This window comes from Psychrobacter sp. CCUG 69069, from assembly GCF_021023115.1.
In the GTDB taxonomy this organism is placed as follows: Bacteria; Pseudomonadota; Gammaproteobacteria; order Pseudomonadales; family Moraxellaceae; genus Psychrobacter; species Psychrobacter namhaensis.
Genome location: NZ_QQAI01000008.1, coordinates 78,139 through 103,097, shown reverse-complemented (window position 1 = coordinate 103,097; position 24,959 = coordinate 78,139). Strand labels below are relative to the sequence as shown.

Annotated in this window: 21 protein-coding genes; 4 read left to right on the top strand and 17 right to left on the bottom strand. The window is 46.6% G+C overall.

Translation table 11 applies throughout. The features are described 5' to 3' along the window. Nucleotides 1-84: 84 nt before the first annotated feature. The 7 genes from DVY93_RS07320 to DVY93_RS07290 all read right to left on the bottom strand — a co-directional run bounded on the left by DVY93_RS07320 (nt 85) and on the right by DVY93_RS07290 (nt 8,945). Nucleotides 85-1,836 (bottom strand): AMP-binding protein, encoded by a 1,752-nt coding sequence (locus DVY93_RS07320; protein ID WP_230710012.1) that lies wholly within the window; start codon nt 1,834-1,836, stop codon nt 85-87. A 226-nt stretch (nt 1,837-2,062) separates the two neighbouring features. Next, nucleotides 2,063-3,820 (bottom strand): AMP-binding protein, encoded by a 1,758-nt coding sequence (locus DVY93_RS07315; protein WP_230710010.1) that lies wholly within the window; start codon nt 3,818-3,820, stop codon nt 2,063-2,065. Between the two features lie 319 nt (nt 3,821-4,139). Continuing rightward, nucleotides 4,140-5,372, bottom strand: coding sequence for an FAD-dependent oxidoreductase (locus tag DVY93_RS07310; protein WP_230710009.1), 1,233 nt, complete (start codon nt 5,370-5,372; stop codon nt 4,140-4,142). A gap of 182 nt (nt 5,373-5,554) precedes the next feature. After that, nucleotides 5,555-6,286, bottom strand: coding sequence for an amino acid ABC transporter ATP-binding protein (locus tag DVY93_RS07305; protein ID WP_198334272.1), 732 nt, complete (start codon nt 6,284-6,286; stop codon nt 5,555-5,557). A gap of 164 nt (nt 6,287-6,450) precedes the next feature. Continuing rightward, nucleotides 6,451-7,122: an ABC transporter permease subunit gene (locus tag DVY93_RS07300; RefSeq protein ID WP_193006822.1), complete on the bottom strand. Its 672-nt coding sequence runs from the start codon at nt 7,120-7,122 to the stop codon at nt 6,451-6,453. After that, a complete protein-coding gene (locus DVY93_RS07295; RefSeq protein WP_193006823.1) occupies nt 7,119-7,865 on the bottom strand; it encodes an amino acid ABC transporter permease in 747 nt (248 codons plus the stop codon). The genes DVY93_RS07300 and DVY93_RS07295 overlap by 4 nt, the downstream gene beginning before the upstream one ends. Nucleotides 7,866-7,961: 96 nt before the next feature. Further along, nucleotides 7,962-8,945, bottom strand: a complete 984-nt coding sequence (locus tag DVY93_RS07290; RefSeq protein WP_193006824.1) for a glutamate/aspartate ABC transporter substrate-binding protein — start codon at nt 8,943-8,945, stop codon at nt 7,962-7,964. Between the two features lie 368 nt (nt 8,946-9,313). Between DVY93_RS07290 and hslO the strand changes: the two genes are divergently transcribed. Further along, the gene (hslO, locus tag DVY93_RS07285) at nt 9,314-10,294 is read left to right on the top strand and encodes an Hsp33 family molecular chaperone HslO (protein WP_193006825.1); all 981 of its coding nucleotides are present in this window, start codon (nt 9,314-9,316) and stop codon (nt 10,292-10,294) included. A 164-nt stretch (nt 10,295-10,458) separates the two neighbouring features. Here hslO and DVY93_RS07280 read toward each other — a convergent pair whose 3' ends face one another. The 10 genes from DVY93_RS07280 to DVY93_RS07235 all read right to left on the bottom strand — a co-directional run bounded on the left by DVY93_RS07280 (nt 10,459) and on the right by DVY93_RS07235 (nt 21,924). Continuing rightward, nucleotides 10,459-11,937, bottom strand: a complete 1,479-nt coding sequence (locus DVY93_RS07280; RefSeq protein ID WP_193006826.1) for an alpha/beta fold hydrolase — start codon at nt 11,935-11,937, stop codon at nt 10,459-10,461. A 183-nt stretch (nt 11,938-12,120) separates the two neighbouring features. Further along, nucleotides 12,121-14,364, bottom strand: coding sequence for a PhoX family protein (locus DVY93_RS07275; protein WP_230710008.1), 2,244 nt, complete (start codon nt 14,362-14,364; stop codon nt 12,121-12,123). A 264-nt stretch (nt 14,365-14,628) separates the two neighbouring features. Next, on the bottom strand, nt 14,629-15,258 hold the full coding sequence (locus DVY93_RS07270; RefSeq protein WP_230710031.1) for a fumarylacetoacetate hydrolase family protein: 630 nt from the start codon (nt 15,256-15,258) through the stop codon (nt 14,629-14,631). A gap of 181 nt (nt 15,259-15,439) precedes the next feature. Next, complete coding sequence (locus DVY93_RS07265; RefSeq protein WP_193006829.1) at nt 15,440-16,165, bottom strand: ABC transporter permease; 726 nt, start codon at nt 16,163-16,165, stop codon at nt 15,440-15,442. A gap of 12 nt (nt 16,166-16,177) precedes the next feature. Continuing rightward, nucleotides 16,178-16,912: an ABC transporter permease gene (locus tag DVY93_RS07260; RefSeq protein WP_193006830.1), complete on the bottom strand. Its 735-nt coding sequence runs from the start codon at nt 16,910-16,912 to the stop codon at nt 16,178-16,180. Nucleotides 16,913-17,344: 432 nt separating this feature from the next. Further along, a complete protein-coding gene (locus tag DVY93_RS07255) occupies nt 17,345-18,151 on the bottom strand; it encodes an ABC transporter substrate-binding protein (RefSeq protein WP_230710030.1) in 807 nt (268 codons plus the stop codon). 188 nt (nt 18,152-18,339) lie between these two features. Beyond that, nucleotides 18,340-19,212, bottom strand: coding sequence for a transporter substrate-binding domain-containing protein (locus tag DVY93_RS07250; RefSeq protein ID WP_230710028.1), 873 nt, complete (start codon nt 19,210-19,212; stop codon nt 18,340-18,342). A gap of 158 nt (nt 19,213-19,370) precedes the next feature. Next, a complete protein-coding gene (locus DVY93_RS07245) occupies nt 19,371-20,171 on the bottom strand; it encodes a transporter substrate-binding domain-containing protein (RefSeq protein ID WP_230710007.1) in 801 nt (266 codons plus the stop codon). A 307-nt stretch (nt 20,172-20,478) separates the two neighbouring features. Then, nucleotides 20,479-21,270 (bottom strand): ABC transporter ATP-binding protein, encoded by a 792-nt coding sequence (locus tag DVY93_RS07240; RefSeq protein WP_193006832.1) that lies wholly within the window; start codon nt 21,268-21,270, stop codon nt 20,479-20,481. A gap of 339 nt (nt 21,271-21,609) precedes the next feature. Beyond that, nucleotides 21,610-21,924, bottom strand: a complete 315-nt coding sequence (locus DVY93_RS07235; protein WP_193006833.1) for a hypothetical protein — start codon at nt 21,922-21,924, stop codon at nt 21,610-21,612. Between the two features lie 408 nt (nt 21,925-22,332). Here DVY93_RS07235 and DVY93_RS07230 point away from each other — a divergent pair, with 408 nt between their 5' ends. The 3 genes from DVY93_RS07230 (at nt 22,333) to DVY93_RS07220 (ending at nt 24,889) form a co-directional block, all read left to right on the top strand. Next, nucleotides 22,333-23,634, top strand: a complete 1,302-nt coding sequence (locus DVY93_RS07230) for a glutamate-5-semialdehyde dehydrogenase (protein ID WP_230710006.1) — start codon at nt 22,333-22,335, stop codon at nt 23,632-23,634. Nucleotides 23,635-23,790: 156 nt separating this feature from the next. Beyond that, nucleotides 23,791-24,543, top strand: coding sequence for a ribonuclease domain-containing protein (locus DVY93_RS07225; RefSeq protein ID WP_193006835.1), 753 nt, complete (start codon nt 23,791-23,793; stop codon nt 24,541-24,543). Nucleotide 24,544: 1 nt separating this feature from the next. Further along, nucleotides 24,545-24,889, top strand: coding sequence for a barstar family protein (locus DVY93_RS07220; protein ID WP_230710005.1), 345 nt, complete (start codon nt 24,545-24,547; stop codon nt 24,887-24,889). Nucleotides 24,890-24,959: the final 70 nt, after the last annotated feature.

The following is a 24,959-nucleotide window of genomic DNA, read 5'->3' as shown; positions in this document are numbered from 1 at the left end:
TTTCTTTTCGTCTCGACTCATCATAATGATTGTCAATAGTACTGATGCTAAATGGTCTTTAGCACTATAAGCTAACTAGGCAATTTACTCTAAGCCCAACTCTTCTGTCATTTGCTCGATGATTTTATATTTTTGAATCTTGCCAGTGATGGTCATTGGGTATTCCGTCACGAAGCGATAGTAGGTCGGCACTTTATAATGAGCGATATGCTCACTACAAAACTCACGTACTTCCTCTTCAGTCAGGCAGCCAGGCTCTTTTGGAATAATCCAAGCGGCCAGTACTTCGCCATAACGCGCGTCTGGTATACCAACGATTTGTACGTCACGAATTTTTGGATGACGATATAGATAGTTTTCGATTTCTACCGGATAGATGTTTTCGCCGCCGCGGATGACCATGTCTTTACTACGACCGACGATTTTGACATAGCCATCTTCATCCATCGTGGCCAGATCACCGGTGTGCATCCAGCCATCTTGGATGGACGCGCGGGTTTTAAAGCGGCTGCCCCAATAGCCTTTCATCACCGAATAGCCACGTGTGAGCAACTCACCGGTCTCGCCGATCGGGACGATATCGCCCGTTTCTGTATTGATAACCTTAACCTCAAGCGCAGGTTGTACCAGCCCTACGGTCGATACTTGCTTTTCAAGTGGCGTGTGTTCGTTGGTTTGACAAGACACCGGACTGGTCTCCGTCATCCCATAAGCAATGGTGACCTCACTCATGTGCATCTTATCAATGACGCGGCGCATCACTTCTATCGGACAACTGGAGCCTGCCATAATCCCTGTGCGCAAGGTTGATAAATCAAAATTCTCAAATTCAGGATGGTCGAGTTCGGCGATAAACATCGTTGGCACACCATGTAAACCGGTACACTTTTCTTCTTCCACCGCCTGTAAGACAGACAATGGCTCAAAGCCATCATTAGGATAAACGATACAACCGCCATGCGTGAGAATCGCTAGATTGCCAAGGACCATACCAAAACAATGATAGAGCGGTACTGGAATACACAGTCTGTCTTTTTCAGTGAGGTTCATGGCCTCACCGATAAAGTAGCCGTTATTTAAGATATTGCGATGGCTGAGCGTGGCCCCTTTTGGCGTACCCGTCGTACCACTGGTGAACTGCACATTAATGGCATCGGTGTTTTTTAGCTGGGCCTGACGCTCAGCGACGCGCGGATCATTGGCATCACCCTCAGCCATCCATGCAGAGAACTTCTGCATAAAACCAAACTCTTCATCACTGTCTGGTTCATCGATCCAAATGATGCGCTCAATCGTCGGAATCTCAATCAAGTCAAGTTGGGTATAGTCTTTATGATAAATCTCAGGGCATAGCTCACGAATCAAACTGGCGTAATCACTGCTTTTAAAGTGACGCATCAGCACCAATGCGGAGCAGCCCAATTTGTTGAGCGCGTACTGTAGCTCAAAGGTACGATAGGCAGGATTGATATTGACGAGGATGACACCAGCCTTTGCTAATTGCATCAATAGCCATTCTGCATTGTTGTGTGACCAAATGCCGATACGATCGCCAATCTCAAGTCCCATCTCAATCATCGCACTTGCCAACTGATTGACTTTTTCCTGCAGCTGTTGATATGTCCAGCGGATGTTTTGATGGCGTACCACCAGTGCGTCGCGCTCAGGATATTTGGAGACAATCGCATCAAAAAAATCACCAATGGTCGCTTCAATCAGCGGCACATCAGGACCTTTATCGTAGCTTTGGGTCAGCGGGGCATTTGCTGAGCGTACGCCCATGTTGACTTTGGGAATACTATTTAAAATAGCGTCGAAATCAGGAGTTTGCGTCATAACGAGTCCTTTCGTTTTACTTTTTATGTTGCTGATTGGTCGCCTGTGGTCACACCCTCTTCCTTGAACAGGTCTTACCTAGCGTTAGCTACTATACCGTCATAAATGAAACGCTGTCAATAATATCAATACAATATGTATCATTTAATAAGGTAGTGCCGATACTGGTATTAAGTTAAGACAAGCGAATCCCTCATTCATGTTGAATGGAATCTCTCACGCCAGATCACTCTAACGCCAATTCCTTGATCATGTGCTCGGCGATTTTATATTTCTGAATCTTACCAGTGACGGTCATGGGATACTCATCAACAAAGCGAAAGTGGGTCGGTACTTTATAATGAGCGATGTGCTCACAACAAAATTGCCTTACTTCGTCTTCGCTTAAGCTATTAGGCTCTTTTGTAATAATCCACGCGACCAATACTTCGCCATAGTGCTGATCTGGTATGCCCACAATTTGTACATCCCGAATCTTGGGATGACGATACAGATAGTTTTCGACTTCTACTGGATAGATGTTTTCGCCGCCACGAATGACCATGTCTTTACTACGTCCAACCACGGTGATGTAGCCATCTTCATCCATCGTGGCGAGGTCTCCCGTATGCATCCAACCATCCTGAATGGACGCGCGCGTTTTAAAACGACTGCCCCAATAGCCTTTCATGACTGCGTAGCCGCGCGTGAGTAGCTCACCTGTCTCGCCAATCGGGACGATATCACCCGTTTCAGTATCGACAATTTTAACCTCAAGTGCTGGCAGCACCATTCCCACGGTAGACACTCTTTTTTCCAGAGGTGTTTGCGTGCTGGTCTGACAGGAAGCGGGACTGGTCTCCGTCATCCCATAAGCAATAGTCACCCCGCTCATGTGCATCTTGTCTATAACACGGCGCATGACTTCAATAGGACACGTCGTGCCGCCCATGACGCCAGTTTGTAAACTGGATAAATCAAAATTGTCAAACTCAGGGTGATCAAGCTCCGCGATAAACATCGTTGGTACGCCAAGTAAAGCGGTGCATCTCTCTGCTTCTACCGTTTGCAGCACTGTCAGCGGATCGAAACCATCATTAGGATAAACCGCGCAACCACCGTGGGTTAAAATGGCTAGGTTACCTCCCACCATACCAAAACAGTGATAGAGCGGTAAGGGAATACACAATCTATCCTCTTCTGTCAGGCGCATTCCTTCGCCTATAAAATACCCATTGTTTAAGATATTGCGATGGCTGAGCGTGGCACCCTTTGGCGCGCCTGTCGTACCACTGGTAAACTGCACACTAATAGCATCGGTGTTTTTTAGCTGGGCCTGACGCTCAGCGACGCGCGGATCATTGACATCACCCTCAGCCATCCATGCAGAGAATTTTTGCATAAAGCTAAAGTCCTCATCGCTGTCTGGTTCATCGATCCAAATGATACGCTCAATCGTCGGAATCTCAATCAAGTCAAGCTGGGTATAGTCTTTATGATAAATCTCAGGGCATAGCTCACGAATCAAACTGGCGTAATCACTGCTTTTAAAGTGACGCATAAGCACCAATGCCGTACAGCCCAATTTGTTTAGCGCATACTGTAGCTCAAAGGTACGATAGGCAGGATTGATATTGACGAGGATGACACCAGCCTTTGCGGTCGCTAATTGCATCAATAGCCATTCAGCATTGTTATGCGACCAAATGCCGATGCGATCGCCAATCTCCAGCCCCATCTCAATCATGGCACTTGCCAACTGATTGACCTGTTGTTGTAGCTGTTGATATGTCCAGCGGATATTTTGATGGCGAGAAACCAGTGCGTCGCGCTCAGGATATTTGGAGACAATGGCGTCAAAAAAATCCCCAATGGTCGCTTCAATCAGCGGCACATCAGGACCTTTATCGTAGCTTTGGGTCAGTGGCGCGTTTTCCGAGCGTGCACCTACATTGATCGTGGGAGTATTACTTAGAATAGCGTTGAAATCAGGAGTTTGCGTCATAACGAGTCCTTTCGTTTTGCTTGTAGAGGTGCTATTGATACTGGTCAGTAGATCGTTCTTCCTTGAACAGAACTTACACAGCGTTAGCTACTATACCGCCATAAATGAAAATCTGTCAATAATATCAATACAATGTGTATCACTTAATGAGTCATTTAAAATCCTAGCTTAAAAGCAGATAGCACAAAGGCTTGACCGTCATTGGCCATAAAAAAACCAGCCACACCATTTTGGGTATGACTGGTTTAGACGTGACAAGCGACTATTAATCACTTTACTACAGATTTATCTGATAAGACTGCCAGTTTTAAGCCGCTTTCTATGCTTTAGGTGTTGGTGGCGCTTTGATGGTCACTGTGGCGCTAACTTTATGGTTATCGTCGAGCAACTCCATCACCAGCTCATCGGCGCTTTCGCTCGTCACTTGCCAGTTACCCTCAGAACGCGGTACGCCCGTTGCCATCACAGAGATGGCTTTGTTTTTTAGGCGAATCATCGGCGGTTTGTGGTCATAACCGCCATGCTCATGCCCCAAGATGTCATCAGCGATGGTCGCGGCCTGTGCCCGTAACGGCGCAACATAGCGACAGGCGACCCCATTGATCGACATACAGTCGCCAATGGCATAAATATTGTCAGTATTGGTACGCAATGTGGGCGCATCAACCACAATCCCAGTGCGGCGATCAAACTCAACACCAGCGGCAGTCGGCAACTTATCATCAACGGTCAGACCCGTACTGGCAATGACATGATCAACGAGCAAGGTTCCAGATTGCAAATCGGTGCAACTGTCAGTTGACCCTATTGGCTCATAGCTGACTTGCAACTTGCCCTCATTTCCGCTGTCACTGCTACGCGTGACTTCAGACACCTGATAACCACCCAAAAACTGAATGCCTTGTGATTTCACGGCTTGGGCAATACGAGCGGTCGCTTTGGCGGGTAGCATTTGCGATAGTGGTGCGTCATTTAAATCAATCAACGTCACTCGATGCCCTGCTTTTAGCAAGTCTTCTGCAATCTCAGTCCCAACCATGCCAGCACCGACAATAGCAACATGCTGACTGCCTGTCGCTAGCTTTTCTTGGAGCTGTCCAAAGCGTTCGATATGGTTGACGTGCCAGACCAGATCCTCCGGTAGGCTTTTTGGAAAGATAGGATGTGCGCCCATCGCCAGCACCATTTTTTCATAGCTCACCACAGTAGGAGACTCTGTTTGTTCAGTAGTAGCACACTGTACGGTTTGACTCACAGGATCAATATCGAGTACGTGGGTATTGGCAAGTAACGTCACTTGGGCGGTCTTTGCCGCATCACTTCCTGTCGCTCGCACCAAATCTGACGCCCGTTTGTTTTGGCTAATTGCCATCGTCAGCATTGGCTTGTGATAACGATCACCACTATCCGCTGTGATCAAGGTGATCGGAATGTCTGCGTCTTTCGCACGGATCGCATCGATGACATGCCAACCTGCCAAGCCTGCTCCAATAATGACGACACCATTTTCTGTTGATGTGGCCGATGTTGCCGATAGATTTTCTGCGCTCATATTAGCTCCAATATAACTGAGGAATTATTTTAATTATCAAAATATTGACCGCTATTGTATCAGTAAACAGATAGTCACTCACCTACGCATTCAGGTGTACTGACTATCTATAAACGTATTCGCAAAAAAAGCGCCTAATGCTAGACGCTACTTTTCACATAAAAAACCGTTCAATTTACACGCTAATGATTCAAAATCTTAGACAAAAACAGTTGTGCGCGCTCACTTTTTGCTCCCTCAAAAAACTCCTCCTTGCTACAGTTTTCGACGATGTGCCCTTCATCCATAAAGATGATACGATTGGCCACCTGACTGGCAAAACCCATTTCGTGCGTCACACACATCATGGTCATGCCATCACGTGTCAGCTCGACCATCACATCAAGCACTTCTTGAATCATCTCAGGATCAAGCGCCGAGGTTGGCTCATCAAACAGCATCGCCACAGGATCCATCGCAAGCGCGCGAGCAATCGCTACCCGCTGCTGTTGACCACCAGACAACTCCGCTGGGTATTTCGCTGCTTGTACCGTCAGACCGACGCGATCTAGATACGCCATGGCTTTTTGCTTGGCCTCAGACTCTTTGCGTCCCAGCACTTTAATCTGTGCAACCGTGAGGTTGTCAATGATGGTCAAATGCGGAAACAACTCAAAATGCTGAAACACCATACCCACGCGGCTGCGCAATTTAGGTAAATTGGTCTTCGGTGCCCCAACTGAGATCCCATTGACCATGATCTCACCTTTTTGAAAAGGTTCCAGCCCATTTACCGTCTTAATCAAAGTAGACTTGCCACTACCCGATGGCCCACAAACGACGACCACATCGCCTTTATGCACATGGGCGGTACAGTCCGTTAGCACTTGAAAGTCGCCATACCATTTGCTGACACTGTCCATCTCAATGACCATCTCATCACTAGCATGTCCACTGTTGGTGACCAGTCCACCAAAAGCATTCATATACGTATCAGCTTCGCTCATCACTGGCTCCTAACCACATTATTTTTGATAGTCGTCATTAATAATCGTTGTTCAACAAAATTTTTAAAATTAAAGTACGGACTAAGTTAATCTTAAAACCTTAAACGCTTTTGTAGCTGTTGCACGCCAATGGAGGCGCTCAAACTGATGACAAAATAAACGGCACCCGCCCCTAAAATATAAGGCGTCAGTAAGCCCATTAGCTCACCGCGGACATAGGCGGCGCGAAAAAAATCCGTCAGACCAATGGCAAACACCAGCGTCGTATCTTGGAATAAAATAATACACTGCTGCAAAATCAGTGGCAGCATCTTGCGAAAAGCTTGCGGCAAAATAACCAAGCGCATGGTCTGCCCATAAGTCATACCGAGCGCTTTAGCGGCATTAACCTGCCCACTACCAATCGATTGAATACCGGCACGAACCACCTCTGAGAAGTAAGCGGCCTCAAACATCATAAAGGCCACCACACACGAGGCAAAAGCCGCGTCAAGTTGTAGGTACTTACCTGCTATCCAAAAATAAATCATCGGTACGGCAAAATAAAACCACAGTAGTACCAATAGTAGCGGTACAGAACGGAAATAATTGACGTATAGCTTCGCTGGAACTTCAAGCGCTTTAATACCAGACAAGCGCATCAATGCCAATACCGTGCCTAAGCTGATACCACCAAGAATCGCTAAAAACAGTACTTTTAAAGTGGTGAGCATGCCGCCCATCAAACCCGGATAGGCCGTTGCCAACTCGGTCATCATATTCATTTCTGACCTCCTGCAATCAGTCCAGGCACACGCAATTTACGCTCAATCAAACCCATAATAGCGATCAAGGATAGATTAAACACCAAATAGATAATGGTCGCATAGGTATAAATTTCGATGCTGTTTTGGGTATATTCACTGATGGTTTTGGTTTGGCTAATCAGCTCCATCACCCCCACTAAAGAGGCCACAGAGGCATTTTTAAAACAGTTGGTCAGCTCAGAGCTGAGTGGGGGCAAAATGATACGAAACGCCTGCGGTAACAGCACTTCTTTATACACCTGCGGAATACTAAAGCCCAGCGCATAAGCGGCATTAACCTGCCCATCAGGCAACGACTCAATACCGGTACGTACCTGTTCGACGATACGCGCGGCGGTAAATAGACCCAAACCAATACTCGCTGATAGCATGGCTGAGGTATTTGGCGATAAATCCTTATACCACCACTCTTGAATCGTGGGCGTGAGCCACCCAGGGGCAATGTAAAACCAAAAAAACAGCTGAACAAGCAGTGGAATATTGCGAAAAAATGTCACATAAGCCGTACCAATTGTACGAGCGGTCTTATTGGGCAAGGTGCGCATGATACCAAAGACAGTACCCACCACCATGGCGATAACCCAGGCAATACTGCCAATCAGTAACAGCCAGCCAAGACCCGTAATCATCCAATGGATATAAAGCTCGTTACCGATACCCGTATGCTCAAAGAGCACACCCCAGTTCCAGCTATAATTCATGCTTGTCTCTCCGAGCAGCGACCAAAAAGCCAACGCGCCAGATTAACTGTGTGTGTCAATCCGAGCGCGCAAGCAAGCTATGTTGAAGGACAGTAATTACTGTGCAGGCGCCGCTTTTGGCTGCGCGCTATCATGGGGATTGGCAATCAAGGTTTTTAAGTTGTCAGACATCTCAAAGTTTAGATTGACGTTTTTCGGTGGGATCGGGTTCAAGAACCACTTGTCATAAATGCTATTAATCTCGCCTGAACTAAAGACATCGGTCAGTGCTTCATCGACCACCGCTTTGAACTCTGGGTCATCTTTACGCATCATACAACCATAAATCTCAAACGACTGCGGCTCACCCACAATCACCCACTCATCAGGATTTTTTGCTTTGGCTTTTTCACCAGCCAGCAAGACATCATCCATCATAAAGGCATCGGCGCGGCCATTTTCTAGCATAAGAAAGCTTTCGCCATGGTCTTTTGCTGAGATAATATTGATATCCATGTTGTTTTCGTCATTGTATTGACGAATGTAACGCTCTGAGGTCGTTCCCGCTGTCGTCACTAAGGTTTTGCCTTTTAGATCAGCGAAGTCTTGAATACCAGAGTCTTTTTTGGTCAACAAACGTGTCCCAATTTCAAAGAAACCGTTGGAGAACGCCACTTGCTTTTGTCGCTCTTCGTTATTGGTGGTTGAGCCACATTCAAAATCTACTGTGCCGTTTTGTACCAGTGGGATGCGAGTTTGTGAGGTAATCAAGTTATAACGAACGTTGAGATCTGGCATGTTTAGCTTTTGCTTCACCGCCTCGACCACTTTCATTTCTAAATCATGCGCATAGCCAATAGGCTGATTGGGATCATCAGCGATATAAGAAAATGGAATAGAGGAGTCACGGTGACCGACCACGATGGTGCCAGAGTCTTTGATTTTTTGCAGGGTGCCGTTGGTGTCTGCGGCGGCTTCTGTCGTCGTTGCATCGTCTGTTGACGCCGCATCAGTCGAAGTTTGATTGCTGTTATTACAGCCTACTAGGCCTAGCGCCATGAAGGCGGCCAGCGTCAACGGCTTGGAGAGTAAATAGCTCATGAAATACATCCTTTTATCACAATATTGAACGAGTGTTTTGACACACAGGCCTGACTATTCGACCTTATTGCCACGCATCCGTGTGGTTGTTGCTGTTGTTTATCACAATGCAACTTAATGTTACTGTACAACAAATTAAGGGGTGTAGGTAAACTTTTTTTAAGGAGAGTGACATTTTAAAAATTATTGGGTATTTGCGTTAATGACGGCGTAATAAGAAGACATCACTTATGGACGACCCTTACCTCTACTTATCCCATGCATTCTGGCAATGAGGGGCCATACCTCTCGGAAAACTGCTATAGGCAATTGATAAATCACAAGGAATCCCCATAAAGCTAACAACTTCTTAATACTACAAATGACCTATGACACAAGATACTCAAGCCCCAAATACAGAACGCCAAACCGCTGGCAACCATAGCGACAACGACGTACGCCAACGCTTCTTTATTGAAGATTCACCCGTGCGCGGTGACGTGGTGCGCCTATCACGCAGTTATGCAAGTACCATTGCCCAAAAGCCCTACCCTGAAGCCATCAAACGCCTGTTGGGTGAAATGCTAACAGCCGCAAGTTTGCTTATCAGCACCGTGAAAATTAATGGTCATCTGTCTATTCAATTACAGTCATCAGACAGCGACAGTTTGCTCAATTGGGCGATGGCTGAGTGCGATCAAGACGGCATCATTCGTGCCCTTGCCAGCTGGAAAGGCGAGACTGATGAGCAAGTGCAAGCGTGGGAAAACATGACGCATGCCAAAGAAGCATTTGCTGAACTGGGCGCGATGGGACAAGGTGTGTTGTTTATCAATATTCAGCCGGAAGGTGGCGAGTCGTATCAAGGTATCGTTGAGCGTAGCCATGACAATTTGGCTGACTGCTTAGCGCATTATCAAAAACAATCGGCACAGATTCCAACGCTGATTAACTTGGCGTCTGACGGCTTACAAGCAGGTGGCATGTTGGTACAAATGCTGCCTCGTACCGCTGAAGAAAACTATGAAGTTGAGCAAAACCAAGATGCGGGTATCGATGATGATTTGTGGACACGTTTGTCTGTGTTGACACGCACCCTCAAGTCAGAAGAGCTGACCACACTGGATGCTAACGAGATTTTGTATCGCTTGTATCATGAAGAAAACGTGGTGGCACCCGAGCCGGTCGAGCTATCATTTGGCTGCACCTGCTCACGCGAAAAATGTGAGATGGCAATCGAGCAAATTGGCGAAGCGGAAGCTTTGGATATCGTCGAAGAGCAAGGCGGCACGTTTGAGATGGATTGCGGTTTTTGCGGTGAAATGTATAAATTTGATAAAGACGATGTGGCAGCGATATTTGCTGAGTAGCTCTTTAAAGCCGTTTCATTTTTTAAAATAGTTGAAAGCTCTCTTTAAAACCCCTAAGCGTGATGCTTGGGGTTTTTTGTTTTTAGAAGTTTTAAAGGATGTCTCACTACTCTATTTGAACCATTTTTATTTTTTTACTATTTTCTATATAGTTAAAAAAATATCTATAGCGCTAACGCCAAACTTTTAGGGTAAGAGTATATCCGAGGTTTGTCCACGTAGTCGCTGCGTCCATTGTCTAGTAGCCATGCAACCACTTGCTCACGAACCCTTCTACTATGGATTAAGTTCACATGACTCACGCCATAAAACACCGCTTTATGCCCCTCAGGCACAAATAACGCGTGCTCAGCATCGTCCTCGCCCAGTGCAGATGCGACCGACACCAGACCATCACCTAAGAGACTGGTCATCTTAGAGTCGTAATGCGTCTCGACCAAAGCGCTAGCGACAAAATAGGTTTTGATACCACTTGGCAAACGTGCAGGATGACGAAAGTCTTGTGGCAATACGCTGCGTCCCTCTAGCGCCTTCCAATCAGCATCACGGGTACTGCCATGCCGCAGATCAATAATACCCGCACTACGCATGTCGCCAAGCTTGGCAAGTGAGCCTGCAAACGGCAGCTTGGCGATGATGTCCTGTACATGATTGCCAATACGCTCCAGCATCGCACCATGATGCGGCGAGCCGAGCGTGATGAGATTGCCCACTCGTTTTACCCAGTCCAAGTGATCTTGCTCCCCGTAAAACAGCGCACTACGCGCGACCAAGCCGCCCATACTATGGCCAACCAAATCTATCTGACTGATATTGGGGCTATTATCGACCAATTCTTGCAGCACTTGCGAGAGCTTACGACCACTACGTGAGATACGTCGACCCGTATTATAATCAAGATATAAAACTGTCGCCGCAGGCTGACTGCGATCGATGGCATCGCCTAGGCCATGACCGTCTGTTGATTGCCAGCTCAAATGACTCATGCACAGACCATGACATAAAATGATGACGCGCCCTGATAGAGCCTCGCATTGCGGATTGCCGTCTTTGGCATATAGCACCATCGGTATCGCAAGGGCGTTTTTATGATTCACCAGATGGTCGCCCATGACGCCATTGATCACATTGACCAGTTTTTTTAATGAGTCCGGCAATGGCTGAGCGTTTTTTTGGCTCATGACGGTTTTATACAGTCGCAGCACTGCTGCTAGATTGTTACCTACCTTCAGCATAATGTGGCGTATCGTGCCATAGATACGCCCAGTGATACCGCGCTGCCAATTATTCAGATGCCTGTCATTAAATCGTCCTAAAGGACGCAATATTACTTCTCGGTGGATAGCCTCTACAATATCAGTCACCTCAACCACCCCCATGGTCGCAAGCTGCGCCAATCCTTCAAAGAAGTCAGCCAATGTGACGGGCTTCGTTGTTGTCTCATTGCCATCATCCGCCAGCAGTTTGCCCAACTCTTCCACATCGATTGCTTCGAGTTGGTCGATCTGCTCATACACATCACTGTGTGATGGGACACTGCTATCTGAGGAAAAATGCGCCTCAAGCTCATGTCGCGTCCGAGCATCGCTATTGGTGCTACCACAGCGAATACTGTCGTTATAAAACAAGTTGGGACTACTCATAGCATTCATGACATTGGCACATTTAGCGAAAAAGGGTAGCTTTCTATACTAGCTCTTAAACCTGATAAATAGAAGAGAGTGATTTGTATATAAGTTTGTTCTCAGAAAAATAAAAACCCCAAGCCGTCACTTGAGGTTCTTACTGTCTAACCATTTAATACCTTTTAGATACCGATAAACTTTTTATGTCGCACTATCTGCTGTATCAAATGACTCTGCCAGTATCACATCGCCATCTTCCTTAGTAATCATCACCGTTGCTGAGCGCGGCGTACTGCCGCCTACGACCGCTCCCCATGTGTTACCGGGATGTTGGATATTAATAAAGAGCGTTTTGAAATCTGGGGTCATGGTAATCCCAGTCACCTCACAGCCTTCAGGCCCAACAAAAAACCGTTTGATATTATCATTACTGGCTGGCATGCCAACTCGCGTTTGTTGCCCCGCCGACGTGGTTATGGTTGTGCCATCGCTGACGTTACCAGGCAGCGCTGCCAGTAACATACAGCTGCTGGTATCGGTATAAGCCCCATCATCCGTCTGAATCCACAACACCCCGCGTAGATCAAAGTACAGACCATCAGGAGACGATAGATCATTACTGGCATTTAATTGCGACAAGTTTTCTGCGGCCAGATCATAAGGCGTGGCAAACAGATAAATATCCCACTCAAAACTCAGCGCCGTATGATCGCCGCCCGCTTCTGCCCAGCGGATAATATGACCATTATCATTGCCACGCTCTTTGCCACCCACTTGATAGCTGCGCGGATTGGCTGCGGAAAGCGGTTGGTCGTCATCGACGCCGCGATTTTTATTGTTGGTCAAGGTCACATACACCTCGCCTGTCATCGGACTGACGGATACCCATTCGGGTCGATCCATTTTGGTGGCACCAACCACATCCGCTGCGGCACGAGCAAAGACCAGCACCTCATCTTGTCCATTAAAAGGCAACGCGCTGTTAGACGTATCCAAGCCATTTTGACCATGGATCAAGGCCTTCCATGCACCACTGCCATCTTCATTAAAAATAGCAACATATAGTGTGCCGTCATTTAGATATTTGTCGCCTGCTTTTAGGCCGCCGCCGATATCCGCATTTGACCACATGGCTTTGGAGACAAACTTATAGATATACTCGCCTCGCGCATCATCACCCATATAAAAGACCACGGGTTTGCCTTGTTCAACTGGCGCATACGCACAGTTCTCATGCGCGAAACGTCCCATTGCGGTACGCTTTTGTGGCACAGAGTTTTGATCAAAAGGGTCAATTTCTGTGATAAACCCAAAGGTGTTAAAGCCATTCCGATAATCTTCAGTAGCGTTTACACCAACCGCTGTCATATCCCAGCGTGAAAACTCATCTGTTAGGGTGGCATCTTTAGCATTAGGCGTGTGCCATAGATATTTTGAGCCGGGAGAATTTTCTGGTGCGCCGTAACGCTCGCGACCATAGTTATGCCCAGCACTTAGTTGACTGGCATCTTGCCCACGCGCAAACACGCCTAAAAAGTTTTCTTCTGTGGTCAGGTACGTGCCCCAAGGCGACAATCCTGCACCGCAGTTATTATTAATGCCGCGAGTCTGAAAACCCGTTGGGTCAAACTTAGTCTTCACCAAATCAGAGCCAGCGACAGGGCCGGCTAGTTGCGCTGTCGTACTGCTGGTGATACGCCGATTGTATTTTGAATTTGCTACCATCTCATAGCCCATGCCATCCGCTCGGCGGGTCATCTCCACCACTGCCACTCCATGACAGTTGACTTCACGGCGCACATCACTGGCAAGACGACGATTTTGAAACAAAGGCGCGGCATCATTGTCTCGAATGACATAGTAACCAAACGGACTTAAATCGCTACTGTTCACGTATTCATGATTCATCACCAGCAGACCATTTTCTGCCGCTTTGGCATCATAGGCATTGCCCTCTTTGCCAAAAAACCACATACCATCATGGTTGTCGCCCATGCGCCATTCAAAGGACTCAGCCGACTGCTCACGATTGTCTTTCCAGTCTTCAATCCCAGACATCAGCGGTGTGCCAAGGGGCAATATCATTTCCGCTTTATAACCTTCTGCTACCGTCATGGTTTCGGCCGTTGAGTGCGCCACGGCTGTAAACTTCAAGGTTTCAGGGCGTTTTAAATCACCTTGGGCAGGAATAGCCGCATCATTGCCGTTTTCTATGATAGGCCTGCTACCGTTGTCATCATCGTCACTACAACCAACCAAAGGTAGCGCCCCAAAAAACGCCGCAGCCGTCAATCCTGTGCCGCCTTTTAGAATGCTACGACGGTTTAGACGACGATTGATAACGGTCTGAAAATCAGTGTTATTGGTCGGGTTTGAGTCTTCAACGATTTCGTGCGCGAGTTCTGGTTCTTTATTTAACTCTTTTCCTTTATTTAACAGTGTCATTATCAATCACCTTGCAGTTGGCTGGATTGGCGTAAAACGATGAGCGCGACTTAACGTTCCGTCCGCCAAAGTAAGAATTACGCCTAAGTCTACTGATGGTTTATGACAGTATGTTGAAAACTCGATGACAATCTAATGACAAGATTTGATGAGGGTGATAGCCATTAAGATACCCCTAAAAGCAACAACCCCCAAGCAATCACTTGAGGGTTGTTGAGAATGCACACTGAGTCGAAAAAATATACTATTGCTGCTATAAAAGACTTAGCGAACTTTTACCTGCCACTCATGGGCACCAAGTGTTAGTTTTAACTGGTCATTTGCTTGCAAGACACCCACGCCACTTGGCGTACCCGTCATGATTACATCACCTGCTTGCAAGCTAAAAGCGTGGCTAATCTCTGCAAGCAACTCATAAACCGAAAACAACATGAAGGCGCTATCGCCATCCTGTCGTAGCTCATCATTGATGGTGAGCTGATAATTTACCTGACTAAAATCAGCAAACGCTTGTGGTTCAAGCCAATCAGCCAGTACACACGCGCCATCAAAGCACTTAGCACGCTCCCATGGATGGCCTTTTTCTTTCAGCTTACTTTGAAGGTCTCGTAGGGTTAAATCCAGTCCTAATGTCACAGCGCCAATCGCTTGCTGCGCTTGTTCAACAGTTGCCGCTGACAGGTCCGCTGACAGCTGAATACACAGTTCCGCTTCGTAGTGAGTGTCGCCATATTTCGCGGGGTCAGGACGGACAATATCATTGCGCACACTGACCACGGACGATGCTGGTTTCATAAACAAGATAGGCGATTTTGGGATTTCATTGCCAAGCTCGCGAGCGTGTTCAGCATAGTTGCGACCGACGCAGACCACCTTACCGATGGGGGCTCGCATGCTATCATTAAAATTGGTGACGCTCGTATCCTCATTGACACTGGCAGCAATCGCATTGGCTAAAGACATGTGTGGTGATTGGCTCATACTAGGCGCTCACAGCAAATTATGGATATTTTGATAAGGCAGACGTCTTGTGCTATCTACCCTTATTTTCTCACGCTATTTTCGTCACAAACACTCAGGGAACGGTGTTGGTCATCACATCTGGCGGCACATAGCTTGCATGGCGATTCATTCTTTTTTCAAACAATCTAAAGCTAAATAAAATCACCCATGACAATAACAGATAAATAATACCTGCCGCGAAGAACAGCTCCATTAAGGTATAAGTGCGCGCACTAATCGTACGAGCGACACCCGTGATATCCATCAATGCGATGGTTGACGCCAGCGCACTGCCTTTTAGCATAAAGATCACTTCGTTACTATACGCTGGAATCACAATACCAAAGGCGCGCGGTAAGGTAACACGTGTGAGCTTCTGCCACTTTGACATACCAATGGCGTCAGCCGCTTCCAGCTCCCCAACGGGAATCGTTTGAATAGCGCCACGAATGATTTCTGCCAAATAAGCACTGGTATTCATCGTAAAGGCAATAATGGCACACCAGTACGCTTGGCTTAGTACGGGCTCCCATAAGAAGGAATTACGTATGGCTTCAAACTGCCCCAGACCATAATAAATCAAAAATATCTGTACCAGTAGCGGCGTGCCACGAAAAAAGAAGATATAAGAAAACGGTAACACCTGTACCAGCCAGTTCTTTGACAAGCGCAACTGCGCTAAAATCAAACCAAAAAACAGCCCGATGATACCTGAGACAACGACCAGCTGTACGGTCAAAACAGCGCCGTTTAGTAACTCAGGAAGACTATCAAAAATAACCTGCCAATTCCAATCCATAGTATCTCTCCTCTATCCTATGGTCGATTGACGATGGGTTGACTGACGGCTCAGCTTTTTAGCATAGCGCGCCGCTGGATTGGCACGCCACTCAAGCCACATCATAAAACCGGTAATCAGCATGGTCAAACCCAAATAAATAATTGCCGCTGCCATATAAAAAGTAAACGGCTGCTGCGTTGATTGGGCCGCCCGCGACGACTGATACATGATGTCTTTTAGGCCCACCACTGATACCAGTGCCGTATCTTTTAGCAACACCAAAAACAAATTGCCCAAGCCTGGCAACGCAATCTGCCAAACTTGCGGCAAGGTGATGCGATAAAACGTCTGCAAAGGACGCATGCCAATGGCTTGTGCCGCCTCATGCTGCCCTATTGGAATCTCTTGGATCGACATGCGAAAAATTTCAGTCGCATAAGCGCCAAACGCAATAGACAGCGCCATCACGCCGCCCCAAAAGGCACTAATCTCTACATATTCGTTATAGCCGAATTTTTTGAGAATCGTCATGAGCAGTATAGAGCCGCCATAATAGATAAACAGCACCAATAACAGCTCTGGAATACCGCGCATGGTCGCCGTATACACAGTCGCAATCTTACGCAGCAGCCAAATATTAGACAGCTTTGCTGTGGCACCGAGTAGCCCCAAAGCCATGCCGATGACTAAGCTGGTCAACGCAAGCTTGATGGTGACGGTAGCGCCGCTCAGTAGGAGCGCGCCAAATCCTTGTAAATCAAACACAATTATCCACTCAGTCTCTTTATATTAGCAATTTGCAAAATATGAGTTAAAAGAATCAGCATCAATCGCTGAGCGCTGCTGACAATCGCATTTTATACCAAATATATATTGGTGCTTTGCGTCATAGAGTGACGTCAAATCAACACGATTGTTGCGGCGGAAATTGACACAGTAGAAATGAGCGCTGATTTTATCATAATCGCTCGCCGCTATGTTAATACTCACACGTAAAAGCAGTGCTTAAATCAACCGTAATTCTCTTAAAAGCCTAGTAAATCAGTCAGATTGACGAAAACGGAGCAGTCAATAGCGATAAATCCTACTGTTTTTTATCGAAAACAAAAAAGGACACCACCATTAAGGCAGTATCCTTCTTATTAAAACAACGCAAGTCCAATCGCTCTAACAGTGACTATTTGAGATGTGTCACAACTACTCCGCCGTTTTTTCTGTCGTTTGCGTGTTCACTGTTGAATCGAGCTTTGGAACCGCAAAATACTTTTGATGGATTTCATCATAAGTGCCATCCGCTTTTATATTGGCCAAGGATTGATTAATCTTCTCTTGCAGGGCATCACCTGGACGTACGGCAATGGCAAAGTTGTCATTAATATCAATCTCTTCACCTTTCAGCGCATAGTCACTACCTGCGCTGGTGCCAAGCCATTCCAAAGCCGGCAGTTTGTCAGATACCATGGCATCAACGCGATTCGAACCCAAGTCCAAAAACGCATTACTCAGCGTGTCATAAAGCTTCATATTGGCTTTTGGATAGGTGTTCTCTAACCACTGTGAAGAGATGGTCGAGCGCTGGGCCGCAATAGAGTGTGCATTAATATCGCTGCTGTCATTCGGATCAAAGGGGCTGTCTTTTTTGGCTAAAAACACCAAAGTATTGCTAAAGTAAGGCTCTGTAAAGCTGACTTGTTGCTCGCGTTCAGGGGTCACTGACATGGCAGCCACAATGGCATCGTATTTACCAGCTTTTAGACCCGGAATAATACCGTCCCAATCTTGCGCGGTAATGTCACAAGTCACCTCCATGTCGGCACAAATGGCGTTGGCAATCTCCACATCGAAACCGCCAAGGGTGCCATCAGCATTGGTATAGTTAAAAGGCGCATACGCCCCTTCAGTACCAATACGCAGAACATCACCCGTCGTCGCCTCTTGGCTGACGGTATCATTGGCTTCGTTCTGACCATTACTACAACCTGCCAAAGTCAAAAGCGCCGCCATCGCAATCAAGGGTACTGAACAGCGTCGCGCCTTTGCGCCATGGCTAACGGGTGTGTACGCGATTGCTTTGTATTGGTCAGAATAGTGGTTCATGATCTTCCTTGATGTTTCTTGTGAAAATAACACTCATCGCTATTACTCAACTTACTGGAACCCCTCTTAGTGAATCATAGCGATGAGCAGCGATATTAGTTAGTGGCCGCTTGTTCTTCGTCCGCGATGACCGCATCGGCATCAACATTGGCGTCAGCATCTTCAACCACCAATACTTCTTTTACGTCTGTGGTTGCCACGGCTTTTTGAGCAGCGGCCGTTGAGCTGGTGCCAAAATAGCTGCCCGTGATTTGATCATAAGTACCGTTTTCTTTGAGCTCAGCCAAGGCTTTATTGAACTTAGCGACCAGTGGGTCGCCTTTACGAAACGCAATACCCATCGCATCTTCGTCAGTACTGATTTCTTGACCTTTTACTTCATAGTCTTGACCAGCCTCGGTTTTTAGCCAGTCGATACCCGTCACTTTATCGGACATCATCGCCCGCACACGACCTGAGGTCAGATCCAAATACGCGTTATCTTGGGTGTCATAAAGCTTGATATCAGCGTTTGCATGTTCATCTTGCAAGTACTGTGCGGCGACCGTTGAGCGCTGTGACGCTACAGGCTGCCCTACCAAATCGGCAACACTAATATCATCACCTTTCTTACCGATTAGAACGATACCGCTATGAAAGTACGGGTCGGTAAACTCAACCACTTCTTTACGTTCAGGTGTGATCGACATACCCGCAATAATCGCATCGAATTTTTGGGCGTTTAGTCCTGGAATCAGCCCATCCCAATCTTGGGAGATGACTTCACATTCTGCCTGCATTTGCTCACATAGCGCATCGACCAGCTCAATTTCATAGCCGATTAACTTACCATCAGCATCTGTATAGCTGAACGGCTTGTAGCTTGACTCGGTGGCGATTTTTATGTTCATTGGAGTATCGGTTGCAGTATCAGCTGCCTCCCCTTCTTCTGGCGTTGCGCTATTGTTACAACCAGCCAACATAAGCATGGCAGCGCTTAATGGCGCAAGCCAAAGTGCCTTATTTTTCAGCGCTTTGCTGTTTAGAGATCGGTTATTTAGAGCTTTGTTTCTTAATGCCTTACTTTTTAGTGACGATGTCATGGATATTGTCATGTCTGCTATTCCTTCATTTTTCAATCAGAAGATTATTGACCAAAGTTCGCTTGCTCAAGACGTGCCAGCTCACCATTACTACGGATTTCGCTAAGCGCCTTATTAAAGTCGTCTCTGAGTGCGTCACCTTTACGAACAGCAATGGCAATATTATCGTTGTTATCGATTTCATCACCGACGATACCAAAGCCTTCAGGGTTGTCTGCCAACCATGATTTGGCAGAGACTTTTTCTGCCAATACCGCATCGCTACGACCAGATTTTAGATCTAAATAAGCGTTGTCATAGTTGTCATACAACTGCACGGTGTTACCGTTTTTGCCTTCATAATTATCTTGAAGATAAGCGCCAGGAGTGGTTGAACGTTGACCACCCAGTGTGGCGTTTTCAATCGCCATAGGATCAAAATCACCATTGGTGTCGGTCAGCCACACCATGGTGTTGGCAAAGTAAGGTTCGGTAAAATCGACCTTTTCTTGACGTTCAGGCGTAATCGACATGCCCGCTACCACTGCATCATACTTTTGTGCCAACAGGCCTGGAATAATGCCGTCCCAGTCTTGCGCCACAATTTCACATTTGGCCTGCATCTGATCACATAGGGCATTGGCAACATCAATATCGTAACCTGCCAAGCTACCATCAGCATTGGTGTAATTAAAAGGAGGATAAGCGCCCTCCGTAGCGATACGAATGGTCTGGCTAGACGTATCTGCTGCAGAAGCATCAGCGTTGGTATCGGTGGTTTCATTAGCAGGTTGGCTACAAGCACTCAGCATCAACGCTGCGGTAACGGTCATCGATGACCACAATAGGCGAGAATTCGACATCATACGTTCCTTAAATTCTGATGGGGTTTGATATAGGGTTCTGATATTTAGTTCTCTGACGTCCCTGCCAGATAAGCAATATAGTTAGTAAGAGATACCAGCAGCCGCCATGATGGGCTGCCTATAAACCTTTTGATAATACCTGAGTAAAATATCAAAAACAAACATTTTGCATACCAACTGTCATTAAACCGTAAGAAACAGTTAACACTAAGGAATGAACCGTCATTTTTATATTCTAGATACCGTGAGAGCGGTGATTTTAGGGTGGTAAGAGAGGGACCACCCTAGATTTTATCAAGGACTGGTGTTAACGGTGCGATGCCATAAAATCTTTCACACGCTCAGAAGTAGGGTTGTCAAAGACCTGCTCGGGGGTGCCAATCTCTTCAATCACACCTTGATGTAAGAACACCACTTTACTTGATACCTCACGGGCAAAGCGCATCTCATGAGTGACGATCAGCATGGTACGCCCCTCTTCTGCCAGCTCACGCATGACGGCAAGCACTTCATTCACCAGTTCAGGATCTAGGGCGGACGTTGGCTCATCAAACAACAATACCTGCGGCTGCATAGCAAGCGCACGCGCGATGGCCACGCGCTGACGCTGACCGCCTGACAAATTCGCTGGATACGCATCTTTTTTATCGAGTAGACCCACTTTATCAAGCAGCTTTTCAGCATCACTAATGGCTTGGGCTTTTTTGATTTTTAGAACTTGCGTTGGCCCTTCTATGATGTTTTGCAAAATCGTTTTATGCGGCCACAAGTTAAAGTTTTGAAAAACAAAACCCACGCGCGCGCGCAAACTTTCTAATTGCTTGACATCCGCCGCTTGCAGTTCGCCTGACTTGGCAGGCTTTAGGATAAGCTCATCATCACCAATAATGATACGACCTTGATTTGGCTTTTCGAGCAAATTAATACAACGTAATAAAGTCGATTTACCAGAGCCAGAGGAACCCAAGATAGAGATCACATCACCATCATATGCGGTGAGTGACACCCCCTTGAGCACTGCCAATGAGCCGTAGCTTTTATGGATGTCTTGTAAATCTAAGGCGATAGGCCGAGTCGGATTTTTTTCAGTATCAAGCATGGTTTAGCAGACTTCCAATAAATATGAGTGAAAACGTAAGTAAAAACAGCCCTAGTATAATATAGGCATTAATCATAGCGTGGCGGTAAGTCCGCTATGTTTGATAAGACAAAGAGAAAAATGTCACATTGTCTCTTATTCAGCGGTAAAAAGGCAAATCTGTTGTGCGCTAGTGAGGGATCACTGAATAATCGTTGGTGTAGTAACTGACATAAAGTAATAACTGACACAAAAAAGCCCAGACTGTGGCAACAGCGCTGAGCTATATTTTATCACTTAAAAGTCTTAGGCGTGGTTTTATCTACACACGGTTTTCTCGGAAACCGCAGTAAAAATAATTTAGTAGGTTGAGATATGTTCTGAGTCCTCGGTACCATCTAATACGTCTTCATCATTGGCGGTCACCGCTACGGCATCACCATTATCCTCTACTGCTATGCCATCATTGGTGCTGCCTATGCCCACATCGACATCGTCGGTGCCACTTGCAATAGCAGTATTAGTGGCCTCTCCCTCTACTGGCGTTTGGGCATCAACGGTGGTGTCCGTTTCCATTGGGACGTCATCATTTGTGTCGCAAGCACTTAGCGTTAATGCCGCTGCGACCAACCCAGCTGTCAGCCATTTTTTTTGTGTATTGTTTCTCGTAGCCATGTTAACTCTCCGTTATTACCAATCGTATGATCATTGATAGCCATCTAGTGTTGGCTTTGTCATACTGTTGTCGTATTAGTGCTTACTATACTGACGATCAGTGATGGCTACCTTAGTATTTACAACGCAGTTCTGTTAAAGGTACGTAACGATAAAGTGCTGTGTTGAGCACACTTAACTCGTAAAGAATATGAGGCAAGAGTCGTAAAATAGGGCTTCATAAACACTCATAAACGCCCTGTAAAGCGGGTTCTGTTCACAAAATCGTCTTTACTATCGCCTCAATCTCCTCTATGTTAAATAGCATAATGCCATATTGGGCATTCAAACTGCCTTTTTTGCTAAATTTTCGCCTTTTTGGGCACTTTTTTCTGTTTAAAACACTTATTAACATAAGGAAAACGATTTATGAGTCAATCGAACACTACAGACGTTATCACATATATGCAATCTGTCGGCAAGCAAGCCCGAGCAGCCTCACGAGCACTAGCGGCGGCAAATACTGGCGATAAAAACTCAGCGTTGATGGCGATTCATGATGTGTTAAAAGGTGCGAAGCAAGATATTTTAGCCGCCAACAAGATCGATATGGATAATGGACAGAGCAACGATTTAGACGCAGCCTTACTTGACCGTCTTGAATTAAACGACGCACGCTTTGATGGTATGCTACAAGGTCTAAAAGACGTCGCCGCCCTACCCGATCCTATCGGTGAAGTCACTGATATGACTTTTCAGCCTTCAGGGATTCATTTGGGCAAAATGCGGGTGCCGCTCGGTGTGGTCGGTATGATTTATGAGTCGCGCCCTAACGTGACACTAGAAGCCGCTTCTCTTGCGCTAAAGTCAGGCAACGCCATTATCCTACGCGGTGGCTCTGAGGCGTTTGAATCTAACCAAGCGATTGCCAAGTGTATCTTAGAAGGACTACAAAAAGTCGGTCTGTCTGAGCACAGTGTACAAGTACTCCAAACGACTGATCGAGCCGCTGTCGGTGAGCTCATCACCATGACTGACTATGTCGATGTTATCGTGCCACGTGGTGGTAAAGGTCTCATTGAGCGTATCAGCCGTGATGCCCGTGTACCCGTGATCAAGCATTTAGATGGCAACTGTCATACCTTTATCGATAGTGATGCGGATGCTGACATTGCCATCAAAGTCAGCGTCAACGCCAAAACTCATCGTTACGGTACTTGTAATACCATGGAGACGCTATTGGTCGATCAATCAGTGGCCAATGAGCTCCTGCCAAAGATTGCTGAAGCGATCGTAGCCGCTGATGATGCGATGCAACTGCGCCTTGATGAGCAGTCACAAGCCATCTTAAACGACAATGCGGCCCTAAAAGGTCATCTCTCTGCCGCCACTGCTGAGGACTGGGACACAGAATATTTAGCGCCTATCTTAGCGGTAAAAGTAGTGTCAGGCATTGACGAGGCGATTGAACATATCAATACCCACGGCAGTCATCATACTGATGTCATCATTACTGACAACTATACCAAGTCACAGCGCTTCATTCGCGAAGTAGACTCAGCAAGCGTCATGATTAACGCCTCTAGCCGCTTTGCCGATGGTTTTGAGTATGGACTTGGTGCTGAGATTGGTATTTCAACTGACAAAATCCATGCCCGTGGCCCAGTTGGTCTCGAAGGTCTTACGTCACAAAAATGGATCGTTTATGGTCATGGTGAGACACGCGCCTAACTTATTAGCGCGCCCCCTGTCATCTACCGTCCCACTTACAGTATAATCCCCCAAAAAAACGCCAGCTCAATTGCTGGCGTTTTTTTATTATTAACAAATACGCGGCGTAAACATTTTTTGCCTCATAACAACAACATTCTATAGGAAAATGAGCTCATGCAGAGTGGTGTCATTAAACACTGGTATCAAAACAAAGGTTACGGCTTTATCGAGGTGGACAGTCAGAGTGAAGACGTGTTTTTTCACGTCAGTAAAGTGCGACTGTCACAGCCTATCACTGTTGGCCAAAGTGTCTACTTCACGAGTGAACGTAACGCTAAAAACCAATTGCGAGCTACCAAAGTGACGTCCTCTCCACTGAGTATCCATCACAACATTGAGTCAGATATATCCCTGCAAACATCCAAAAACGCCAGTCTCGGCAATCATCATAAAAATCATCGCGGCAGTGATAATGCAAATCATCGTAGCAACGATAAGAGAAGCTTAGGCTCTACCCTGTTTAGTTTCATCGCCATTATCGCCGTCGCTGTATATTTTTTGGGAGATTTTAACTCGACGTTGTTTGCGGATAGGGTTGAATCGACGGCCTTGTCGCAAAACGCTGCTGATAGTACAAGCCAAACCGCGACGGCTGGCTTAACCGGTGATGCCCAGATAGACCATACCATCACCCTGATACAGCAAGGTGGGCCGTTTCCTTATCCTCATAAAGATGGCACGACGTTTTATAATCGCGAAGGCAGGCTGCCAGTCCAATCGCAAGGCTACTACCGCGAATACACCGTTCCCACACCTGAAATGTCGCACCGCGGGCCGCGACGTATCGTCACAGGTGGCCATCCCCCCACTGTCTATTACCTGACTGTTGATCACTACGATAGCTTTCGCCGACTCGAGGTCAAATAATATGAGCCACGCCATCCACTACATTAACCAAAACGGTACAGCACAAGATGCGGGCATTCCGGCACAGGCTGTTAACATACCCGTGGGCGAGACACTGACTAAAAACACACTCTTAACGACCTTAGCTGACGCCTGTGATTTTCCCAATTATTGCTCACCTAACTGGGATAGCGCATGGGACTGCTTAACGGACAGCGCAGTGACGCACCTAACGCTCAACTTATCGATGGTGAAAAATATCAATCACGAAGACTTTAAGGTCTTTGTAAGCCTTATTGAAGATGCTTACAGAGATTTTGGTAAGCCGCAGCTGTGGGTTATTATGCCGCCTGCGATCAATGATTAACCCTACAGATAGCGGTTAAATAGGCGAGGCTTAATCGCTAATCATGACACCAACCTGAATTCGAGATAAA